This window comes from Psychrobacter nivimaris, assembly GCF_009812035.1.
GTDB lineage: Bacteria > Pseudomonadota > Gammaproteobacteria > Pseudomonadales > Moraxellaceae > Psychrobacter > Psychrobacter nivimaris.
Map to the genome: position 1 here is coordinate 1 of NZ_VZIZ01000008.1, position 22854 is coordinate 22854.

Here is a 22854-nt window from a genome sequence, read left to right on the forward strand (position 1 = left end):
TCCTTCTTTTGGGTTAGTATAACCTCTTAAGCGTGGTCCGATTTAATTATGCCACTACAAAGCATATAGGAACTATTCCGAAGGAAAGTTTTTAGTGAATAGAAAATACCAGAGAAAGTTAGTTTGGACAGTAGATGAGAAGGAGTATTTAATTGACAGTATAGTTAAAGACCTACCCATACCTTTGATATTACTTGCTCAGACTGAAGATGGTAAGTTAGAAATAATAGATGGATTACAGAGGTTGAATGCCATAGTTTCATTTATTGAAAATAGATTCTCAATAAATAATAAGTATTTTGATATAAGTCAGTCTTCAAGAGCTATGCAATCAGCGAAAGAAAATATTTTTGAACCTATCGAAGAGCAACATATACTTTTAGACTCCAAAACCTGTGCAAATTTTTTAGATTACCAATTGGCTATAACCATTTATCCTACCAATGATGAGAAAGAAATAACTAATATTTTCGGTAGGATAAATTCTGGAGGCAAACAGTTAAGTCCACAAGAAAAAAGACAAGCAGGTATGTTAGATGTACTTTCTGACACGGTTAGAAAGGTTGCATCTGAAATAAGAGGTGACTCTTCTAAAGATATTTTAAACCTCTCAGAAATGCCAGAAATAAGTATTGACTCAACACGTGAAAAAATTGGATATGGTTTAGTAGCTGAGGAGATATTCTGGTGTAAAAATGGGATTATTTGGAAAAAACAACTACGCGATAGCGAAGATGAAGAAATGATTCTGGATTTAATTGCTAGTATAGTAAAAGATGAGCCCCTAGCCAAAAGCAGAGATTTATTCAACAAAATCTATGATAGTGAAACAGATGAACATACAGATTTTAATAATGCGCTTATAAAGTATGGTGTAGAAAGACTCATACACGAAATAAAGGTTACCTTTTCTATAATTGAAAGCGTTTTCAACGATAAGGAAACAACAATAATTAATACGGTTAATAAAAAGTCCAGAAATCCTGCCAAAGAGTCTTTTTTTGCAATATTTATGGCTTTCTTTCATTTAATTGTAAAAAAAGAAGAGTCGCCAGCAGATAATGAAAAAATTATTCAAGCTCTCTTAAATCTACAGAAAAAAATGACATCTAGTGCCAATTATGCAGTCACTTCGGACAGAGAAAAAAATATCAACCTTACTGTAGGGTTGATTCAAGGATTCTTTGTAAAGAAAGATCCACCAGTTTTACGCCATGGCTCTGGTCTAGCTTTGGATTTTGAAAACTCGATTAGAAGATCTAAAATAGAGTCCAATAGATATGAATGTAAACAAGGTTTGTACGATCTATCAAATTCAAGGCAGTTGAACGAGAATTTATACAAAGATATGATAGAGACGATTTGTGGTATTGCTAACCTTGGACCAGACGAAGATGGATATTTATTCATTGGAGTAGCTGATAAAGAAGCAGATGCATCAAGAATAAAAAATTTAGATAGTATTGAGCCCAAAGCTATTAACCAAAGATATGTAGTAGGAATTGATCGTGAGTTAAATTTGCTGAAAGGTAATCTTGATGACTATATTAATAAACTGATGGGTAAGATATCAAAGTCAGATTTATCAGAGCCTTTGAAAAGCCAAGTTCTTAGTCAAATAGATGTCATTGAATATAAAGGAATGACTGTAATTCGATTACGGGTGCCCAAGCAAAAGGAAATGGCTTTTATTGGAGGCTCTAGCTTTATCAGAGAAAACTCCAAAACTGTTGAACTAGATGGTCGTAAGCTGATATCAATAAGTAAATTGTTTGATTGAAGCAATAAAATGCTTTAATTCCACCTCAAAAAGTATAGATAAGTAAGTCTATATATTTAAACGAAGAATTGGATTAGTGGCTTTAAGTCTAGTCCAATTCTTATAGATAACCTATTAATTCAACTGCAACGACCCTTTCGCATTCATCAGTAGCTCAACCACATCATCACCACTAATCACTTCAAAGCGCTTGTCGATATCTGACTCTTCTACGCCATTATGTTTCATACAAGCGCCGCAGACCAATACTTGACCACCTTTTTCGATAAAGGCATCTAGTAACTCACCAGCTGGCTCAAACGGATCGCCGATATCTACATTGTCTAGCGCGTTTGGTTTTGCCAGATGTACGGCATCCACCATTAATATCACAGTAGCAGAATGGCCTTTTTTCAGTGCGACGCCTGCCATGGTAAATGCTAAAGTAATTTTGCTTGGGTTTGATTCGCTATTATCAAATAACGTACCGACATAATCTGTTGTATTAGCCATATTATTCTCCTTATAAGACTATATTTGTTTTGTCTGAGTATGTACTCACCACTATCATAACAACTCATTATATGTATTTATATAATGAGTTGTTATGAAATAGTAGCTATAAGGTTGCTTGCTTGTACCGTCTGTTAAATAAGATAAAAATAATGGACTACTGTTTTATCAAGTTAAGTTAGTCAGCTGTATCGACAGGCGGCCACGGACGATCAGCATCACTTTTGATCCACTCAGCTACGTAACCCGTTGGCGGTAGATCCCAATCAGATTGACCCAACGCAGCCAGTACTTGTGCCGTGTCGATCACTCTACCACCCTTGGTCACACCAGTACGCAGTAGTCCAGATGAGCAAGGCTGTCCTTTGACCCACATTGATTGCTCTATATACAACCAGCGCGCATCAATACCGACGATTTTGGTCTTGAGCGTGACTTTTTGAAAGGCGCGAATACGCTTACGGTATTGAATAGTGCTGCCAGCGATGACCAAACCCCAGCGTTGTTTTAACAACTGCTTGCCAAGCCCAGTCCGTACTGCAAAGTCCATACGACCCAAATCATAAAGCGTAAATACGCGACCGTTATTCATCTCCAAAAAATTATCTATATCGGATAAGCGGCAGCGAAACTGAATCTCACTGGTGTCCTTAAACGTCAGTGTGTCGCCCTTTTTTGCTTTTAGAGCAGCATGAGCGATGGTGCTAGCATAACGGATAAATGGGTACATAAAACACTCTCAAAAGGTTATAAACGTTGGCGTTATTATTTTGTCATTGATGACAGTGATTATTTATTGTCAGAGCCCACATCCTGAGAAGACTCGCTATTAGAAGCTACACCAATCCAATTAAAATAAGCACTGACCGTCTCAGGTATCCAGTTAATATCGAATTTTGGAGTCTTGGACTCTTTATCATTACTGACAGACGATTTGCTTTTGGAATGACCGTTGTCTGATCGATAACGTAGATAACCGATGTGCCCACCGTGCTCAGTATCTAAGATAGTGACACTCTCAGAGACATCGTTTGGGGTAGCGGTAAAGCCAATGAAAGGATCGTCCTTTGCACTGATTAATAGCAGAGGGTGAGTAACATTGCGCAAATACGGCATGGCGGATGCGGTATGGTAATAGTCGTTTTTGGAGCGATATCCGTGACGCGGTGCGGTAAAGATGTCATCGAAATCACTGATACGATTGGCAGCTTTAATAGAGTTGATTTCATCCTGCGTGAGATCGTTCGCCAATGCTTTTTTGATAATTGGGTTTAGCAGATAAGGCGTATAGATACGATGACTCAAAAAGCTATGCATAGTAATGGCAGCTGAAGACATATCGACTGGCGCGGAGATGACAACAGCACCTTTACATAGGACTTTGTCCTCATATTCGCCCATGTATTTGGCCAGTGCATTGCCACCTAATGAGACGCCAACCGCATAGATATTGGCATACTGCTGACGCAAATTCTGTAGCGCATGATGCACCTCGTCAGTGTCGCCTGCGTTGTAGAACACCGTGCCACTGGCAGGAATACCGCCGCAACTGCGGAAATGCGCCACCACAAAATGCCAGCCTTGCGCGTGCATTTGATACGCCAGTGCGCGCGCGTAATGACTGTCACTACTGCCTTCCATCCCATGAAATAAGACAATCAATGGGGTTTGCTCAAGCTCACCGTCTTTTGATGCTTCTATAGGGTGCGCATCATAGAAATCATAAGCAATATCACTCTCGTCCAATGAGTCTTTTTCGACTACGCGGCGGTAGATCGGTGCCTTTGGCGCAAAAAACTTAGGTAAGATGCTTTGCAGATGTGGATTGGTCAGCCAAAATGGTGGCTTAAAAGGGGCTGGAGAAAAAGGTTTGGTCGAAGTTGACATATATTGGTCTTATTTAATGATCGTGGAAGAGCAAATAGAGTAGCGTGATAAGGGTTTTTTATCATAACGCCAGTACCTGTGAAAACCAATAATTTTCAGTGAACGCATAATTACTGAAAACAGCTACTGAAAAAATCTAACAAATAAGCATATTGAAAAGAGAACTGTTCAAAATTTGTGACGAGAGTAGTTAACCAGAAATTTTTATTCTTCTGGCTTATCCAATACTCGACCATCCATTGCTAGTCGCTCTTTTAAATTTTCGACATCTGCTTCAGCAAGTGTGGCGGTTAAGGTTACTTGCTTGCTATAGGCGACATCGTCGATATGACCGCCAAGGCTTTCTATCATATAGCGGCATTGCGCTTCGGTCGCAAATTCTGCCAGTATTTGAATCTGGGTCATCGGTACATAAGGGTTTAGTATCATTTCATCGACGGCCGCTTGGGCAGAGCCGGCATAAGCACGGGTAAGGCCACCTGCTCCCAACTTGATACCACCGAAGTAACGCACCACAATGATAATCACATTGCCGATTGACTTATGTTGTAGCACATTCAATATCGGTCGACCCGCTGTACCGCTTGGCTCGCCATCATCATCGAAACCAGCACTAGTGGTATTATCTGGATCACCGATGATGTATGCCCAACAAAAATGCCGTGCATCGGGATATTGCTCGCGCAGTTGTTCCACGTGAAACATTGCTTGCTCGCGAGAGGTCACCGGGTAGGCGTAAGCGATAAACTCAGATTTTTTAATTTCGAGTCGCGTGGTAACGGCACGTTTTAACGTTTGATAGCTCATATTTCATCAGGCTTAGGTTGGATATGTTAAACTGGTCTGACTTTCACTGGCTTTTGTATTGGGCACAGTGTTCATTTAATTTTTCATTATAGTACCATTTCTAACCATCGAAGATAACGAGCCGCTCACGGCTGAGTGCTAGCGTCGTTAGTTTCTGATTTAGGGCTGGTATAATAAAACCGATGGTAGTAAATAGTATGCGTTTAGATAAATTCATTAGTAAAGCCACCGAGCTGTCGCGCAAAGAGTCAAAGAAGATCATGCACGCCGGCGAAATCACCGTAAATGATCAAATTGTTAAAGATCCTGGCTTACATGTCGATGTCGTCAATGATGATGTGATGTGGGCAGGCGAGCCATTATCGGTCGCTGCGGGCAATCGCTATATCTTGTTATATAAGCCTGAAGGCTTTGAGTGCACACTAAAAGTTAAAGAGTATCCAATCGTCACCGAACTGATTGCTGTACCAGAATTGGGTAGCTTGCGTATCGCTGGACGTCTCGACGTCGATACTACTGGTGCATTGCTGATGAGTGATGATGGCGGCTGGCTGCACCGTGTCACCAGTCCTAAGCACGAGCATGCAAAGGTGTACGAGCTGACATTGGCAGATGCAATGGATAGTGATGCACAAGAAAAAGCCGTGAAAAAAGTCGCTGAAGGCATCTTGCTTGAGGGTGATTATGAGCCAACCAAGCCTGCTGTTCTTGAGTTCATCGATGAAAAACATGCACGCCTAACATTAGAGCAGGGCAAATACCATCAGGTCAAACGTATGATGGGTTACTTCGGTAATCGAGTCACAGAACTGCACCGCGCCAGTATCGGTCACATCAATCTAGAAGGCCTAGAAAAAGGCGACAGTCGTTTCTTAACGCCAGAAGAAGTTGCCAAGTTTTAATAAATGAGCACTGAAACTATTAAGCTTTGGCATTGATACTTATCTTGAAATTATCGTTTTAAACCCATTAGCAGCCGCTACCCAGTGTGCTGCTTTTTGCGGTCTGCTATATTACGTTTATGTCTACTATCTGGCTGTGTTGCCTATCTCTTAAAGCTAAGTAGCAGTTTTGCGACTTTAGCCATTTAGTGCTTTGCAAAACTATCCCATATGCTACAGTCTTTTTTATCTATATTTTTATGACAGACAACCCTTAAACCAATTCTAAAAATCTGACTAATCAGAAAATGTATTGCTACCTTTGAGTTAGTAATAGCTTTGGAATTGGTCTTAATATTAAAAACTGCCATTATTAAAAATCAGATAGGAATCTTTCCGTGACATTACCTGTATTAAAGTCCGCTAGCCTAATCAGCGTCATACTATTAGCAACCACTGCTTGTGCTCAGCCAAGTTCAGCGGATGCCAACAGCAATAACGTAACGCAAAGCACTACAAATTCGCAAGCAGCTCAAGTAGTGAGTGCGACTGTTGATAAGCGATTGCGCCAAGTACTGACCCAAGCAGGTATCAAAACACAGATTACTTCTATTGTGCCATCCAAATTGCCCAATATGTATCAAGTGAATTTGGCCGGCCAGTTGCCGCTGCACATCACCGAAGATGGTCGTTACGTCATACAGGGTGAGCTACAGAAAAACCCAAGTAAGCAAGTTATCACTAAAACGCCAGTACGTAGCACGAGTGCGCAAGTAGGTAAACCTGTCAGTGCTTCAGTCAAGTCTGACATGCTAGCAAATATGGCTGCGCTTAAGAACATGAGCGCTAAAACGCCATTCTTTTATACCGCGGTACCGGGTGTTATCTGGGGAGCAACGCTAGAAGGCGTGCCGTTTTTACTATCGGACGATGCGCAGTATATTACCGATGGTGAAATATCAGTCATCGAAAACGGTCAATTTATCGGACTCGATGAGAACTTTGAAAAACGCAAAAACCAGTCTGTGTTTGCGTCATTGGATAAAAGCCAGCTAATCACTTATCCAGCAACCACTACTGAGAGAGCTGTTATCTATGTGGCTGATGATGTGAACTGCCCTTATTGCCGCCGATTACATCAGCAAGTGCCATCACTCAATGCAAAAGGCGTGACGGTCAATGTCATCGGCTATCCGATATATGAGGCGTCACCGAAGCAGATGCGTGGTATTTGGTGCCAAGCGAATGAGGACAGTCGTCGTCAGGCATTTGACAAAGCGATGCTACAGGGTGAAATGACGCCTGCATCAGCAAGTTGTACAGTTGACCATGTGACACCTAATCGTGAAAAAGCAGCTGGACTTGCGGTAATGGCGACGCCTGCCATCTATCGTGAAGATGGCGTGCTATATCAGGCGAGTTTTGAGAGTCCAGAATTTCTAGAATTCTTGGGTGTTGAATAATCGATTGGTATGGTTAAGTGTTTCAATAGTTCAAAAAATTAATATATTTGACTGCTAAACAACTTAAAAAGACCGCCTTATGAATCAGTTCATAAGGCGGTCTTTTTGGGTTCTATTCAGACATTTTTGCATCTCAAAAGCTGTCTTAAATAATCTATGGTAAGACGATATCAACGATTTTCCAATTGATAAGCCCTTCGCGCTGCATCTCGATAGTGAGAGGGTAGCCTTTTACCTGACCACTAATACTAAAGCAGTTGATACCGCAGTAGCTCAGCGTTGGCTTTTCGCTGTCATTGCCTTGGGCGACTTGCTGCTCAAGTTCTGCCGCTTGTTTTTTCATGACTTGCTGCATTTGGCTTTTGACCACCGCATCGACATCACCGCGCTGAATGATTAAGCTCTGAATTAGGTTTTTCAAGTCAACTTGATCGCTAGCGATGGCCCATGCTGCGGCTAGCTCTTTGGTTGCTGTATTGGCTTGACCTTGGGTATTAATCACCTTTTCGATATTCTGCGGGGTGATGGCCCCTTCAACTGCCTGCGCGATAAAACCATTCGCGGCTTGGGTCAATGGCTCACCACCTAGCTCAGAAATTAGTGGATACTTAGTCATTGTCGTCGCAAACTGGCTGGTTAGCTGATTTTGGACGCTTGGTCGCAATTGCTCATAATTAATAGCCGCTGCGATAGTGGCACCATCTTTATCGTCATAAGCATTTTTGAGCTGATAAGCACTGTAGTAAGGCGAGCCTGCATACACTGCTACCGCAATGATGATGAATAGAATAACCAGCTTTTTCATAAGACTTGATACCTTGTCGCAATCGTCATCACTATGAGTATAAATGACCGTAGATGTGACGGTAAATATTAGCACGACTATGCACCGCTCAGGTACGAAAAGCTTTGCAGTAACCTTAATGAATCGTTTGGCTTTTGCCGCAGCGATGCCAACTACTAATTTCATCATTTAAGAGCTTGATAAATCAGCAGACCATCTCCATAAATAGCGCAAACTTTTTATAATTGATTTGGCTAAGCAGCCTACACCGTATTTGTTGGTTAAGTCTAAGCATTATGGTTCTATAGCATGGTGAGTTGTGATGTTTCATGTGAAACGTTATACGTATCCACTAGCTAAGAATCACGAATAAGATTAAGACAACTATCAATTGAGCTGATGATTTGACGAGCCGGTGTGGCTGTAAAGACGATAGGAGAGAGCATGAGTAAGCGCGATTTTTATGAAATATTAGGTGTCAGTAAGACCGCTGACAGCAAAGAAATTAAGCGAGCCTACCGTAAGCTTGCCATGAAATACCATCCAGATCGCAACTCTGATGATCCTGATTCGGAAGACAAATTCAAAGAAGCTTCAATGGCTTATGAAGTATTGAGCGACGAAGAAAAACGTTCGGCCTACGACCGTATGGGCCATGCAGCCTTCGAAAACGGCATGGGCGGCGGCGGCTTCGGCGGCGCAGGTGGCGGTAACTTCCAAGATATCTTTGGCGATATCTTTGGTAACTTCGGTGATATCTTCGGTCAGCAGCGTGGCGGCGGTGGTGGGCGTTCGCGTCGCGGCTCTGACTTGCGTTATGTGATTGAGCTGACATTAGAAGAAGCCGTACGTGGCTGCAAAAAAGAAATCAGTTTCACGGCTCCTGCGCCTTGTGATACCTGTGATGGTAAAGGGGCAAAAAATGCTTCTGATGTGGTTACCTGTCAGACTTGTCATGGTCAAGGTCAAGTACGTATGCAGCAAGGTTTCTTTGCGGTACAGCAAGCTTGTCCTCATTGCGGCGGTACTGGTAAACAGATCAAAAACCCTTGTTCAGACTGTCATGGTAACGGCGTAAAAGACAAATCACGCACCTTAGAAGTCTCTATCCCTTCAGGCGTCGATGATGGTGATCGCGTTCGTCTAGCAGGCGAAGGCGAAGCGGGTGGCGCTGGCGTACAAAACGGCGATCTGTATGTCGAAGTACGTGTCAAACAGCACAATGTCTTTACCCGTCAAGGCGCTGATCTATATATGGATGTACCCGTAAGCATCACTGATGCAGCATTGGGTAAGGAAGTAGAAATCCCAACCTTAGATGGCAAAGTAAAAATCAAAGTGGCAGAAGGTACGCAAAGCGGTAAGTTACTGCGTGTACGTGGCAAAGGTGTAACGCCAGTCCGTACTACCATGAAAGGTGACTTGATTTGCCGTGTGGTTATCGAAACGCCAGTGAATCTGACTCGTGAGCAAAAAGACTTGCTACGCCAATTCCAAGATACTTTGGATGATGACAGCAAGCATCAACAGTCGCCACATAAGAAGTCATTCTTCAAAAAAATCGGTGATTTGTTCGATTAAGAAATAGTTTAACTTAGTAGCTAGTATTAAACTAAGCCCAAAGGTTTCACATGAAACCTTTGGGCTTTTTATTGATGGTATAAAAAGCCATTCATGTGATGATATTTGCTAAACTTACGATAAATATGGTCAAAAATAATTTCACCAAATATAAAACATCTAAGGTAAAAACATGAGCGAACAAGTAAATAATAAATCTATCAACGTTGGGGTAATCGGTGCAGGCGGCCGTATGGGTCGTATGCTTATTGAGGCAGTACAGAACAATCCACAAACTGCATTAAAAGCAGCGATTGAGCGTCAAGGCTCTAGCCTAGTTGGTGCTGATGCCGGCGAAGTTGCTGCTATCGGTCATTTAAATGTACAAATTGTTGATGACTTAGTCGCTGTGATTAATGATATCGATGTACTGATTGATTTTAGCTTGCCTGACGCCACTGAAAAGAATATGCAAGTTTGTGCTGAGCATAATGTTGCTATGGTCATCGGGACGACAGGGTTCAATGAGCAGCAAGAACAAGTACTGGCAAAAGCAAGTGAGAAAATCACTATCGTATATGCGGGTAACTATTCGACAGGCGTTAACTTATCATTGAAGCTACTTGGGATGGCTGCCAAAGCGTTTGGTAATGATGCTGATGTAGAAATCATCGAAGCCCATCATAAGCACAAAATCGATGCGCCTTCTGGTACCGCATATATGATGGCTGAAGCCGTCGCAGAAGCGCGCGGACAAAACCTAAAAGACGTCGCTATCTATGGCCGCGAAGGACAAACTGGCGAGCGCGAATCTGGCACAATCGGCATTCACGCAGTACGTGGTGGCGAAATCGTAGGCGACCATACTGTGATGTTTATCGCAGATGGCGAAGTGGTCGAGATTACCCATCGTGCACGCGCGCGCATGACATTTGCCGCTGGTGCAGTACGTGCCGCAACTTGGGTCGTTGAGCAAGAAGTAGGTCAGTACAATATGCAAGACGTGCTTGGATTAAGTGACTAACGACTATTTATAGTTGACGGTCAAGTTTAACGTGATAACTGATGACTTAATAGTAATAAGGGAGCAGGTATGAATAGTATCAAACGTTATATTAGTCATAGACTGATTGGTGCTGTTTATGCCATCAACCTTGCAAGTCTATCAGCTTTTGCACTGAGTCTAGCGGTTCTACCAATTACCGTACAAGCCAGTACTTCTCAAACCTATGTTATCCATACTTATGGTGGGGCTAGTCTGTTACCTGCAGTAAGGCAGCAATTAAATAGTAGCGCAGACGGTGGTACGGTGACTACGTATCAAGATAAATTGGTACTGCGGACGACGGCACGCAATTATGAGGCGGTACAGCAGTTGTTGTCTCAAATTGACCGTCAGCCACAGGCATTGACGGTCGCTGTACGTGTTGGCAATAGTAGTAGCAGGCAAGGTAGTATTCAGCAGGGTCAGGTTATTATTACCAATCGCGGTATCCAAGGTGCAGGGGTTATTAGTCAGCGTAGCAGCCAGCAGCAGGATAGTAATCTATATCAAGTACAAACACTATCTGGCAGTGCGGCGAGTATCAGCACAGGTACGCTCTACTCACTGACTCAAACCTATAATACTAATAATCATTCAACTTATCATCGTTCAGCTAGTCACGACTTCAAACCACAGATCGTGATTCAGCAGCAAATACTACTGCCAACGACACAAGGGATTGCCGTCACACCAAGACTGCTGCCTAATGGACAGGTGGAAGTACAACTATCCCAAGTAGAAGAAAGCTTAGTGCAGCCGAATTCACCTTATAATCAAATGAGTTCTACTGACAACTCTACTGGCAGTGCTAGCAATGCTATTCGAGGTCAAAGATTGAACAGTACGATTATCGTGCCGCGTGGACAGTGGGTGACAATTGGACAGATTTCACAAAACTCAACCAATAGCACTAGTAACAGTAGCCGTAATACCAATAATAGCGTGCCTATTTCTTTAAGGGTTGAATAGTCATTAAATTGTCAAGCACAAAAAAGCGCGATACGGGTATTAACCGTGCCGCGCTTTTTTGTGGAATAGTATTAAGTACTAGTCAATATAAACCACTTCGAGCGGTGGGAAACCATTGAACTCTACCGATGAGTAAGAGTTGGTATAAGCACCAGTGGTCAGCCAGTAGATTTTATCACCAATCTCAAGCTCTTCTGGTAGCTGATAACCCGCTTCTTCATACATGATATCGGTTGAATCACAGGTTGGGCCTGCCAATACCACAGTACCCTCGCTGGTAGACGTTTCCATCTTAGGCGTATAGACAGGGTACTTGATAGCTTCGCCTAGCGTTTCGATTAAGCCTTGGAATAGACCAACGTCGGTATATACCCAACGAGTCAAATCGGTATCTGACTTACGAGAGATCAGTACCACATCACTAACCAAGACACCTGAACCACCAACGAGTGAACGGCCTGGTTCTAAAATAATCTCAGGCATCTCATCATCATTATAATCATCAGTCAAATAGCTGGTAATCTCTTCTGCATAGACCTTAATAGGATTGACTTCGCTGATGTAGTTGGTTGGGAAGCCGCCACCTAGATTGATCATTTGTAGCTTGATGCCTTCTTCGTTCTTCATCCAGTCAAACATATATTTAACTTTGGCTAATGCATCATCCCATGCAGCGACGTCTTTTTGCTGGCTACCAACGTGGAACGATATACCATAAGGCACCAAGCCCAACTCACGTGCTTGAACCAGTAGGTCGATTGCCATATTAGGATGGCAACCAAACTTACGTGACAATGGCCATTCTGCTGTCTCTGAGCCTTGCACCAAGATACGAACAAATATTTTAGAGCCTGGAGCGTGTTTGGCAATGTTTTTTAGATCTGCTTCTGAGTCAGTCGCATATAGATCGATGCCCTTCTCAAAAGCATATTTAACATGCTCAGCTTTTTTGATGGTGTTGCCATACGAGATACGAGATGGATCAACGCCGCAACCAAGCACGCGATCAAGCTCATAAATAGAGGCACAGTCAAAGTTAGAACCAAGGTTTGCTAGTAAATTGATTACTTCCACCGCCGGGCTAGCTTTCATTGCATAATGCAGTTTTGCATTAGGAAACAGACTTACCATTTCATGGTATTTGGTTTCAATACGACTAAGGTCAACTACTAAAAAAGGCGTCTCGCGACCTTCAGCAGCCTTGGTAAATTTCTGCCAGCTGGCAGGGTCAAAATATTGGTCAATTTTGATCATTGTCATAGTAGTAAACCTTTTGTGGAAACTGTATCGGTTAGAAAAATTATCGCCAAACAGTGAATGCTAAATATTAACACCCACTGTAGACGTAACTATGTGAAGGATAAAGACGAAATAAAAAAGATAAGAATAAAGAGTAGCGCTTTAAGAATTGACGGCTTGTGTCTGTTTTTCTGCTGATTGAGCTTCTTGCTTTTCGCGTATTTTAAGAACTTTACGGACTTTATCACGAGCACGAGTCTGTTTAAGACGAGACAAGTAGTCAACGAAGATTACGCCATTTAGATGATCCATCTCATGCTGAATACAAACAGCAAGCAGTCCTTCGACTACTTCGTCAATGACCTCACCGTTACCGTCTAACGCTTCGATACGGACCTTATTAGGACGTTCGACTTTGTCATAGACATCAGGTACAGATAAGCAGCCTTCTTCATACGGTTGCTTTTCTTCTACCAGTGGCGTGACTTTTGGATTGATAAAAACTCTAGGAGAGCTTTTGTCTTCAGACAAATCCATAACGATAAGCTGAATATGATGATCCACTTGACTGGCTGCAAGCCCAATGCCTTGAGCATCATACATCGTCTCGATCATGTCTGCGATTAAGGTTTTGATTTCAGCAGTCACTTCCTTGACAGGCTTGGCGATAGTACGCAAGCGAGGATCTGGGTAACTTAAGATAGGGAGTAGTGCCATAACGCTCACCTCAATGATAAGGACAAAATAGGGTTGATATTATAAGATAAATGGGGACAAAAGTAATGCTTATCAATACTTTCGCAGTCATATGATGCTATATGCAGATAGAAAGACTGGATTTCGATGATAAATGGCATAAAAAAGCCCTGCTTAATGCAAGGCTTTGTTTATATAGTATTTTAATTAGCTAGTAATCATTTATGACTAAACTATACATGGCTTATGACCAATTAGGCACGGCGTTTGCTTACAATCATTTCATACAAGAACAGTAAAATAATGGCACCGATTACTGAGAAGATAAGACTCATAAAAGTGCCTGCATCGTCTATACCAACTATATTAGCTAATACTCTACCTACTATTGCACCGAGAATACCTAATATAATGGTCATGATCCAACCCATAGCATCGTTGCCCGGCTTAATTGCACGTGCTAATAAACCTGCAACTAAACCTGCGATAATTGCTCCAATCCATCCCATTTTTTTCTCCTAAATTTTTAATATTTATAATGTGTTACAAGTTTTGATAAATCTATTGTAAACACTCCTCGGACGCAAAAGTAAGCATAAAATGTTACTACTGTAGGGGCTATGTGAGGAAAAAGTCCGATTTGCTATTGAGTAAGAGCAATAAGTAAACGAAAGGTTACAAAGGTAGCAGTGGTGCTAACAGCGTTTATCAACGTGGTACCTGTAGTGCCGAATTCATATAATGAAGACATATAAATATTAGAAATGAAAAACGCAGCCATCTATTAGATGACTGCGTTTATATGTAAGAGAATAAGAAGAGCTATTTCTTTATAAGAGCTGCTTCATTATCTTAGCTAGAAGCATTAGCCGTTATGCAATGCGGTTAATAGACGCTGATGAATCCCTTCAAAACCGCCATTTGACATAACCACAATCGCATCACCTGCTTTTGCATGACCGCTGATATGCTCGATAATAGCATCAATGCTTGATAGCACTTGTTGGTTGCCGATAGAGTCGCTAGTAGACTTAGCTTGTTCGATGACCTCTTTTAAGCCCCATTCCAAACCGGTAGGCTCGTACCATAATGTGTAGTCAGCAAGTGCCGCTGATTGAGCCAAGCTGTCTTGATGAATACCCATTTTCATAGTGTTGCTACGCGGCTCAATGATAGCCCAAATGCGTCTATCAGACAGCTTCTTTTTGGCACCATCTAATGTGGTCGTAATAGCCGTTGGATGATGGGCAAAATCATCAAAGACTAAGATATCATTGACGTCGCCGATCAGCTCCATCCGACGCTTGATACCAGCGAAATCTGATAAAGCAGCACAAGCAGTCTCAACACTGACGCCAACATCATAGGCCGCAGCCACAGCAACTAATGCATTATTGACGTTATGGATGCCGCTCATTGACCAGTTTACGATAGCAGAGACATCTCCATTAGCAGCAAAACTGACTTTGAACTTACTACCGTCTTCTTGAATCAGCTCAGCCTGCCAATCGCTACTATCTTTCAGAGCACGCGCATTTTCGCTAATATCAGCTAAAGTAGAGTCGATGACGGCAGTACGCCAGATAGGTGTCCAAGCCCCTTTCGCTAGCGTGTCTTCTAAACTGATGGTCGCGGCTGGCATGATAATTTTGCCAGTGCTTGGAATCATACGCACCATATGGTGGAACTGAGTTTGTATCGCATTGAGATCTGCAAAGATATCTGCATGATCAAACTCAAGGTTATTCAAAATAGCAGTACGCGGACGATAGTGAACGAACTTTGAGCGCTTATCAAAGAAGGCAGAATCGTACTCATCTGCTTCAATTACAAAGTAGCCAGATTTATCATTATCGCTTTTATCAGCACCCAAATAGCTGCTGTGCGCAAACACTTGCTGTAAGTGCTCGTCAGTTGTATCAACCAATGGCACACCGCCAATCAAAAACCCTGCATCGATACCAGCATAATGTAATATCCACGCAAGCATAGTCGTGGTTGTGGTCTTACCATGCGTCCCTGCAACAGCGATTACGTGGCGTGACTGCAATACTTGCTCAGATAAAAACTGCGGACCTGAGGTATAGCGCAAGCCATTATCTAGCATATACTCAATCACATCCATGCCGCGCTTCATCGCGTTCCCAACGACGACTAAGTCTGGCGTTGGTTGCAAGTGCTCTACTAGGTAGCCCTCTTCGATAGTCACGCCAGCATTTTCGAGCTGAGTGGACATAGGAGGATAGACATTGGCATCTGAACCCGTGACCGTATGTCCAAGCGCACGTGCTAGCAATGCCAGTGAGCCCATAAAAGTACCACAAATACCAAGGATATGAATATGCATAGACGTTCCGTACGCGCTTGAATGAAAAGAATAGAAAGCGGATAAAATAAAGTATGAGGTGCCTAGCTGTCATCAGTAAAAATAAACGCTTTGATAAACAATGACCAATACATCAGCTGGGCAAACAAGCAATCATTGTAAAGTAAACCCTGTTCGATGACCAATAAAAAACGCCTAACAAGTAGGCGCTATGTAGCTAATGTAATTTGGCTGTTTTAGTATGTAGAGATACGCCAGCTAACAGTCAGCATGAGGACGCTTTTATTTTCGTGATAACGTATAGTCATCCTCTAAATTATCGTGTTCATCGATCCGTATCAAATGATTGTCTTGGATGTGGTAGGTCTCGATATTTTTCCCTTCATAGACAATGGTGATTTTATCATTGTCTTGTCGGTAGATACCCGATTCGAGTAGGGGTGTTTTTGGTTTTTCAGGATTATGATAATAACTTGTTTTTAGTACGGAACCATCAGCGAATAAGTTCAATGTGACATCGATACTGTCGCAATCTGTACAAGAGACCATGCCGCCATAATCGCCCATCAATGTTGCTTGCAGCATACTGCTTTTCGCTTCTGATCGCTCCATAGAGCTGTCTGCATAGGTATCTTTATTTGACTGAGCAGCAGCAATTAATGATTGCCCTTCCACCATTTCGCCTGTTTCATCATCATTCGCTAGCTCAGCATTTCTAGCATTGTCATCTTGCAATGATTGTGAAGCCTCTTGCGATTCAGAACCAGTCGACGCGAACGTCGATACCATGTCTTTATCGGTATTGGACGAGGCACTATCACAGCCTACGAGTAGCACGCATAGTGATGCTACAAGTAACGAAGGACGCCACCGTTTTACGATAGCAAGCGTGGTAGAGCGAACGGGAGCAAAATATATCATGGTCATACCAAAAACAGTTTTTAACAAGTATTTTTCAAGCTCATCTATACTATCGACAACGTAAAGCCATTGTCAAAGATAAGGATAATAAGGCATGGGCGCGTAGTAATAATATAAATTAAGAACTTGACAGCATTATCTTATATTCAAAATACAGATAGCTTATGAGTAGAAAGCGACAAATATCTAATGCTTATCCGTTTATAAGGTAAGCTGACTAAAGATATCAAAGGCTTGAAAATATCTCTGTGGGCTTTTTGTTGTTGGCCTTATATCTAAAAGGCATAAGTCGACATTAGCGATACCTGTTGGTAACGCTAATATGGGTTGTAAGGGCGGGTTAATAGTAGACAAAAAAACAGACATCGTATCGAAGATAGCAATGTCTGTTTTAAAAGCAGAACTAGGAAAGAAACCTAACGTCTTATTGAGTCATAAGATACTACTTGGAAGATTTTACGATACGCATTAATATCAAGACATGTACGATCAGCAGCACACTAAATAGAATCAACGACTGCTCAGGGATACTTAATCCCATAAGCATCCAATCAACAGAGGCGCATTCACCAGATCCTGCAAATACTTCTTTGAATACTTGTAGGATAGGGAGGGTATCAAGCCAATAGTTCAGTCCTGGACCACAAGAAGGTACTTGGTCAGCAGGCAGATGTTGTAGCCATACATGGCGTGCTGCTACTGCGGTTGCCCAACCAATACCTAATAGGCTACCAAGCCATGATAGTAGTCTTATCACTTTAGACTTAGGATTAAACAACGCTGATATCAGGGCAAAACCGCCCATGACGATCAAGCCAACACGCTGAAAAATACAGAGCGGGCAAGGTGAAAGCCCTAAATGACGCTGTAAATAAAACAGCGCAAAGCTCATGCCTATCACGGCCATCAATACTAAAAATATTTGTAAGTTACGGTAAGTGGTCAGCTGTCGCATGGTGCGTTACTCTTATGGTTTCATCTATACAGAGGTTAGGATGCAATCAGGTTTAGCGATACTGCTGTAAAAAGTCCATAAAGTCTTCTGTCTCAGACTTCTCAATCTCAGCCTGCTGCAAGATAGACTTTTCTGCCAATACTTCGTATTTCGCTTGGGTGTTTGGACTGAGAGTCTGCTGCAATAATGACTCGCGATGCTGCTGCGCTAATGTAAAACCAAGCTGCCATAGACTACCTAAGCGTTTGCTGTCGGAATTTACTTGTGCAGAGATAGTCGACTCAGAGTGTCCTGCTTTGCCCTGCATTAGTGCTACAGCTGCACGGTAATCATTACCACCGTAGTGAGCATCAAGCAACGCAGCAAGCGGCTGCATACGCTCTAGATGCGTTAGCATCCAGCTTTCAAGTGACTGCTCTTGACCATTATTGATAATATGCAAGTCATCACGGCGACCTTCATTGACCACACGCTCAAGATTGATAGCGAGCGTGTCTTCTTCTTCAGGTAGCAAGTCTGGTGAGTCACTGAACAGACAATACAGCGCCATCACTTCCAAGAAGCAAGCACTAGAGAGGCGAATACCTACGTCACTGTATGGGTCAAGATCGATAGCACGGAACTCGACATAGGCGATACCGCGACGCTCAAGCGCTTCGGTTGGTGTTTCACCGCTCATCGCGATTTGTTTAGGACGAATAGGGCTGTAGTACTCGTTTTCTATTTGTAAAATATGATTGTTAATTTGGATCGGGTTACCATCTTCGTCTTCTAAGCCAAGCTTAGCAAAGCTTTCGTGCGGTGTTTGAATGGCACGGCGCAGACCATCGACATACTCTGGCAAATAGTTATAACGTATATCAAGTTGCTCTTGCACGCTATTGGTATAGCCAAGCTTACCCATACGTAGGCTAGTCGCAGCAGGTTTGTAATAGGTCGAATCATTGAGCAATTCTAAATCATGCTCACGCCCTGCCAAGAAACAAGGACACACGCTCGGACTGGCACCCAGTAAATATAAGACAAGGCTGGTCAGACGTTTAAAGTTACGAATCAGCCCTAAGTATTTCTCGTTTTTGAATTCTGTCAATGTTTGGCGTTGTGCGGTCGGTGTTTTGGCTTGCCATGTCTCAAACAACGTATCACCAAAAGACAAGTTGTAATGTAGACCAGCAATCGTCTGCATGCGGCGACCATAGCGAATACCAAGGCCACTGCGATATAGAGTTTTTAGCTTACCCGTATTAGAGCTACCATAATCAGCTAGTGGGATATCCTCATCTTTAGAAGACAACATACAAGGCATCGATAATGGCCACATCAGCTCACCTTCAGGTATGCCCTGATAGACCAATACGTGTAATTGGCGCAGCATATTGAGGGTTTCTTTTGGTGAGGACTTTGGTTCAGTGATGAGCTCAAGCAGGCTTTCTGAGTAATCGGTAGTAATAAAAGGATGGGTAAGCTTTGACCCAAGTTTGGCTGGATGCGGAGTCTGTGCCAAGAAACCATCAGGCTTTACGCGCAGGCCCTCTTTTTCAATACCGCGGAGCATACCCGTTAAGTGTTGGCTATCAAACCAATTAGGGATTTCGAAATTAACAAAGCTACTCGCAAAATTACTCATAATAGTCATCTATTGTTATTTATTATGGCGGATCAAAACACGATAAGCGTTTGTCCATAAAATAGGTAAATGTTAGGTCAATAATTCCGTCAGTTTAGCTCAAAGCTGTCTTGAAAACCACGGACAATTACAAATACGATAAGCTTTAGGCAACGCGATTTGTGAGGATTTTGACCCTGTTTTTAATACAAATTCATCTCGAATACAGCGTTATTCTGGCCAGACATTTTGATAAAAAAAGCATCTACCTGAGAGATAGATGCTTTGTTCATTATGCCTACAAGCCATTTGACATAGTATTGGCATACTACCGCATTATCTTAATAACCATAGCGCGACCGCGTCTATTTGGCTTATATAGAGAATGACGAACCGCAGCCGCACGTGGTCGTGGCATTTGGATTGGTCACAACAAAACGTGCCCCTTCCAGACCTTCGGTATAGTCAACGGTAGAGCCTTGCAAGTATTGATAGCTTAGCGAATCGACGACTAACGTCACATCACCATTATCAAAATTGGCATCGTCTTCGTTTAGATCGTTGGCAAAGTTAAACCCGTAAGAGAAACCAGAACAACCACCACCTGTCACATAGACACGTAACATAAGATCGCTATCGCCTTCTTCTTCGCGTAGACGGCGTACTTTTTGCGCCGCACTATCAGTTAGGCTTAATACGGTTGGGTCTACTGGCTGGCTTGAGCTTGGACTAAATTGGTTGGCTGATTCGTTCATATCTACCTCAGTTGCTAGGATCAAATGCGGTCGTCGTCCTGTTTGGGTTTGCAATAGGGTACTTGCAAATAAAGATACGCACGGCGTTTGATTTAATTGGGTGCTGTCATTATGGCAAAGCTATTGGTGCATTATAAGCTGCTTGTACAATTTCAAAATAGTATTTGTGCCACCACAATATTTTATTGGCTCTATTGATAGTGGGCACTTATCTTTCAGCAGTATATCATAATGGGGGTGCTGATTCGTTTGTCAAGAGTGATGCAACTACTGAATTTTACTAATGAATAGCAGTGTCCCATTTTTGATATTGTGTTTTTTAAAATAACTGCGCCAAGGGGCTAAACCAATAACCAGACTAAAAAATAATAGCGTGTGACTATATAAAACACTACTTAATAATATTAGACAGTCTTAAAGCTTATTAGTCATATTACGGTATTTTACGGCCATAACCTTTATAATAGTAACAACCATGTATGAGCTCAAGAGTCGCTTGTGCAACTTAAGGTGTTTAGCGTAATAAATACTTAGTTTTGAAATAGTTATTTAATTGTTTGCCTATGGGGCAAGCGTTTGAAATAATAGCCGCCAGTTGGCATACCCTATGTGTGTTTCTTATTGCCCTATACCTATATTATTGTTGAGATGAAGAAATTATATGATCGAATTTAAAGACGTTGGTGTTCGCCGTGATGGTCGTGAATTGTTTGCAGGTGCAAGCTTTCAGCTCCATCCAGGTCACAAAGTTGGACTGACGGGCAACAACGGCACAGGCAAATCTACTTTATTTGCGCTATTACTGACGCAGATGGGTACAGGCGATACAGAGGTCACCCTTGATAAAGGTGAAGTCAGTATTCCTGATAGCTGGCATGTGGCGCATATGGCACAGGAAGTTGGTGCTACGACGCAGTCTGCAATCGATTATGTATTGAGCGGTGATGAGCAGTGGTATGAAATTAATGCTGCGCTAAATGATTTGAGCAGCGTGAGTGATGAGCAAATTGGTGTGCTGCACCAGCAGTTCGATGAAATTGACGGATATCGTACACCGACTAAAGCAGCACAAATTATGGCAGGTCTTGGTTTTAAGACTAGCCAGCATGAGCTGCCTGTAGAAGGGTTTTCTGGTGGTTGGCGTATGCGCTTAAACCTTGCCAAAACCTTGATGAGCCGTGCTGATTTGATGTTACTTGATGAGCCAACCAACCATTTGGACTTAGACGCTATCTTGTGGCTTGAGACATGGATCAATGCCTATATGGGTCTGGTCATCGTCATCTCGCATGACCAAGCGTTCTTAGATGCAACCGTCGGTCATATCTTGCATGTCGAGCAACAAAAAATCACCCTTTATACTGGTAACTATCAGCAGTTTATCCGTACCCGTCATGAGCGTATGGCGCAGCAGCAGCAAGCGTTTGAAAAGCAAGAAGCGACAAAGGCTCACTTGGATGACTTTATTCGTCGTTTCCGTGCTAAAGCCAGTAAAGCTAAGCAAGCACAGAGCCGTATTAAACAGTTAGAGCGCATGGCAGAGCTGTCACCAATGATGGCTGACAATCCGTTCTCGTTCCAGTTCTATGAGCCAGCAAACATGAGCTCACCACTAATTGAGCTGACCAACGCAGATATTGGCTATAGTGAGACACCGCTTCTACACAATGCCAATGTACAGGTAACCCCTGACACCCGTCTTGGCTTATTGGGTATGAACGGCGCTGGTAAATCAACGCTGATTAAAGCATTAGTCGGTGAGCTTGGTGTACTAACAGGAAAGTATCGTGTTTCGGATACCTTAAAGCTTGGCTATTTCAATCAGCATCAAATGGATATCCTAGATGCCAAAGCAACGCCTATAGAAATGCTACGTCGCCTGGCAGGTAAAACCTCTGATGCGATGCTGCGCTCGTTCTTGGGTAGCTTTGACTTCCGCGGTGAGCGCATTGATACCCCAAGCGAGCTATTCTCAGGTGGTGAGCGTGCGCGTTTGACTTTGGCATTGATTGTTTGGCAGCGTCCAAACGTTCTTGTACTCGATGAGCCAACCAACCATTTAGATTTACAAATGCGTCAAGCATTGACTATCGCCTTACAAGGTTTTAAGGGCGCAGTGGTACTGGTATCGCATGATCGAGAACTAATTGCCAATGTCTGTGATGAGCTGTATCTGGTACATGATGGCATCATCGAAGAGTTCGATGGCGACATTGGTGACTATGGTAAGTGGCTAGCAGAGAAGCGCAAGCAAGAGAACGCATCAGATAAGAATACCGGTAAGAAAAAAAGCAAAAAAGAGAGTAAGAATTTTGTTTCACGTGAAACAGATAATAGTCAAGCAAGTAATAAAGCATCTGATAACTCGTCAAATAGTAAAGCTGCGACGCCTGCGCTTAGTAAAGAAGAGCAGCGTAAGCTAGCCGCTGAACAACGTAAAATGACAGCACCTATCCGTCGTGAGATAGAGGAAACAGAAAAGACATTGGCTAAGATTGATAAGCAGCTTGTAACGCTTGAAGAAAAACTGGCTGATACAGAGCTGTACGAAGAGAGCCGTAAGTCTGACTTACTTGTATTGCTCAATGAGCAAACAGCGCTACAGCAGCAGCATAGCGACAATGAAGAGAAGTTACTACTATCAATGACGACTTTAGAAGAGATGGAAGCTAAGTTCGCATAAAGCGT

General features: G+C 42.6%; 21 protein-coding genes and 1 pseudogene. 9 read left to right on the forward strand and 13 right to left on the reverse strand.

The window, feature by feature from the left end:
* Nucleotides 1–85: 85 nt before the first annotated feature.
* Together FQV37_RS14330 and FQV37_RS03710 are read left to right on the forward strand one after the other, a co-directional pair.
* A pseudogene (locus FQV37_RS14330) lies at nucleotides 86–514 on the forward strand (DUF262 domain-containing protein); the annotation flags it as partial.
* A gap of 102 nt (nucleotides 515–616) precedes the next feature.
* A complete protein-coding gene (locus FQV37_RS03710; protein ID WP_338103978.1) occupies nucleotides 617–1780 on the forward strand; it encodes an AlbA family DNA-binding domain-containing protein in 1164 nt (387 codons plus the stop codon).
* A 114-nt stretch (nucleotides 1781–1894) separates the two neighbouring features.
* On the opposite strand, the gene FQV37_RS03715 is transcribed toward FQV37_RS03710, so the two are convergent.
* From FQV37_RS03715 to FQV37_RS03730, 4 genes are all read right to left on the reverse strand, one after another.
* Nucleotides 1895–2272 carry a DsrE family protein gene (locus FQV37_RS03715; protein ID WP_101204698.1) on the reverse strand — a complete coding sequence of 126 codons (378 nt, stop codon included), beginning with the start codon at nucleotides 2270–2272 and terminating at the stop codon, nucleotides 1895–1897.
* Between the two features lie 178 nt (nucleotides 2273–2450).
* Entirely contained in the window at nucleotides 2451–3002 is a 552-nt protein-coding gene (locus FQV37_RS03720; RefSeq protein ID WP_057757622.1) for an acyl-CoA thioesterase, read from the reverse strand.
* A 59-nt stretch (nucleotides 3003–3061) separates the two neighbouring features.
* A complete protein-coding gene (locus FQV37_RS03725) occupies nucleotides 3062–4159 on the reverse strand; it encodes a YheT family hydrolase (RefSeq protein WP_160021358.1) in 1098 nt (365 codons plus the stop codon).
* 204 nt (nucleotides 4160–4363) lie between these two features.
* The gene (locus FQV37_RS03730; protein ID WP_101204696.1) at nucleotides 4364–4966 is read right to left on the reverse strand and encodes a YigZ family protein; all 603 of its coding nucleotides are present in this window, start codon (nucleotides 4964–4966) and stop codon (nucleotides 4364–4366) included.
* 197 nt (nucleotides 4967–5163) lie between these two features.
* Here FQV37_RS03730 and FQV37_RS03735 point away from each other — a divergent pair, with 197 nt between their 5' ends.
* Both FQV37_RS03735 and FQV37_RS03740 read left to right on the forward strand, forming a co-directional pair.
* Nucleotides 5164–5868 (forward strand): pseudouridine synthase, encoded by a 705-nt coding sequence (locus FQV37_RS03735; protein WP_101204695.1) that lies wholly within the window; start codon nucleotides 5164–5166, stop codon nucleotides 5866–5868.
* A 377-nt stretch (nucleotides 5869–6245) separates the two neighbouring features.
* Nucleotides 6246–7310 carry a disulfide isomerase DsbC N-terminal domain-containing protein gene (locus FQV37_RS03740; RefSeq protein WP_160021359.1) on the forward strand — a complete coding sequence of 355 codons (1065 nt, stop codon included), beginning with the start codon at nucleotides 6246–6248 and terminating at the stop codon, nucleotides 7308–7310.
* 154 nt (nucleotides 7311–7464) lie between these two features.
* Here the strand turns inward: FQV37_RS03740 and FQV37_RS03745 are convergent, their stop codons facing one another.
* Entirely contained in the window at nucleotides 7465–8115 is a 651-nt protein-coding gene (locus FQV37_RS03745) for a DUF2939 domain-containing protein (protein ID WP_160021360.1), read from the reverse strand.
* Nucleotides 8116–8158: 43 nt separating this feature from the next.
* Here FQV37_RS03745 and FQV37_RS14290 point away from each other — a divergent pair, with 43 nt between their 5' ends.
* The 4 genes from FQV37_RS14290 to FQV37_RS03760 all read left to right on the forward strand — a co-directional run bounded on the left by FQV37_RS14290 (nucleotide 8159) and on the right by FQV37_RS03760 (nucleotide 11668).
* On the forward strand, nucleotides 8159–8287 hold the full coding sequence (locus FQV37_RS14290) for a hypothetical protein (RefSeq protein WP_267284419.1): 129 nt from the start codon (nucleotides 8159–8161) through the stop codon (nucleotides 8285–8287).
* 251 nt (nucleotides 8288–8538) lie between these two features.
* The gene (gene dnaJ, locus FQV37_RS03750) at nucleotides 8539–9675 is read left to right on the forward strand and encodes a molecular chaperone DnaJ (protein WP_160021361.1); all 1137 of its coding nucleotides are present in this window, start codon (nucleotides 8539–8541) and stop codon (nucleotides 9673–9675) included.
* Between the two features lie 172 nt (nucleotides 9676–9847).
* On the forward strand, nucleotides 9848–10678 hold the full coding sequence (dapB, locus tag FQV37_RS03755; protein ID WP_057757641.1) for a 4-hydroxy-tetrahydrodipicolinate reductase: 831 nt from the start codon (nucleotides 9848–9850) through the stop codon (nucleotides 10676–10678).
* Nucleotides 10679–10747: 69 nt separating this feature from the next.
* The gene (locus tag FQV37_RS03760; RefSeq protein WP_240990936.1) at nucleotides 10748–11668 is read left to right on the forward strand and encodes a type II and III secretion system protein; all 921 of its coding nucleotides are present in this window, start codon (nucleotides 10748–10750) and stop codon (nucleotides 11666–11668) included.
* A gap of 78 nt (nucleotides 11669–11746) precedes the next feature.
* Here the strand turns inward: FQV37_RS03760 and FQV37_RS03765 are convergent, their stop codons facing one another.
* From FQV37_RS03765 to erpA, 8 genes are all read right to left on the reverse strand, one after another.
* Complete coding sequence (locus FQV37_RS03765; RefSeq protein WP_160021385.1) at nucleotides 11747–12922, reverse strand: type III PLP-dependent enzyme; 1176 nt, start codon at nucleotides 12920–12922, stop codon at nucleotides 11747–11749.
* A 147-nt stretch (nucleotides 12923–13069) separates the two neighbouring features.
* Nucleotides 13070–13624, reverse strand: coding sequence for a peptide deformylase (gene def, locus FQV37_RS03770; protein WP_057757649.1), 555 nt, complete (start codon nucleotides 13622–13624; stop codon nucleotides 13070–13072).
* A 233-nt stretch (nucleotides 13625–13857) separates the two neighbouring features.
* Nucleotides 13858–14112 carry a GlsB/YeaQ/YmgE family stress response membrane protein gene (locus tag FQV37_RS03775; RefSeq protein WP_102091331.1) on the reverse strand — a complete coding sequence of 85 codons (255 nt, stop codon included), beginning with the start codon at nucleotides 14110–14112 and terminating at the stop codon, nucleotides 13858–13860.
* A gap of 356 nt (nucleotides 14113–14468) precedes the next feature.
* Entirely contained in the window at nucleotides 14469–15950 is a 1482-nt protein-coding gene (gene mpl / locus FQV37_RS03780) for a UDP-N-acetylmuramate:L-alanyl-gamma-D-glutamyl-meso-diaminopimelate ligase (RefSeq protein ID WP_160021362.1), read from the reverse strand.
* A 261-nt stretch (nucleotides 15951–16211) separates the two neighbouring features.
* The gene (locus FQV37_RS03785) at nucleotides 16212–16856 is read right to left on the reverse strand and encodes a copper resistance protein NlpE N-terminal domain-containing protein (RefSeq protein ID WP_240990937.1); all 645 of its coding nucleotides are present in this window, start codon (nucleotides 16854–16856) and stop codon (nucleotides 16212–16214) included.
* A gap of 436 nt (nucleotides 16857–17292) precedes the next feature.
* A complete protein-coding gene (locus FQV37_RS03790) occupies nucleotides 17293–17805 on the reverse strand; it encodes a disulfide bond formation protein B (protein ID WP_160021363.1) in 513 nt (170 codons plus the stop codon).
* 52 nt (nucleotides 17806–17857) lie between these two features.
* A complete protein-coding gene (gshA, locus tag FQV37_RS03795) occupies nucleotides 17858–19441 on the reverse strand; it encodes a glutamate--cysteine ligase (protein WP_478009418.1) in 1584 nt (527 codons plus the stop codon).
* A gap of 344 nt (nucleotides 19442–19785) precedes the next feature.
* Nucleotides 19786–20166, reverse strand: coding sequence for an iron-sulfur cluster insertion protein ErpA (gene erpA, locus FQV37_RS03800; RefSeq protein ID WP_057757666.1), 381 nt, complete (start codon nucleotides 20164–20166; stop codon nucleotides 19786–19788).
* A gap of 661 nt (nucleotides 20167–20827) precedes the next feature.
* On the opposite strand from erpA, the gene FQV37_RS03805 reads away from it, so the two are divergent.
* Nucleotides 20828–22849 (forward strand): ATP-binding cassette domain-containing protein, encoded by a 2022-nt coding sequence (locus FQV37_RS03805; protein ID WP_160021365.1) that lies wholly within the window; start codon nucleotides 20828–20830, stop codon nucleotides 22847–22849.
* Nucleotides 22850–22854: the final 5 nt, after the last annotated feature.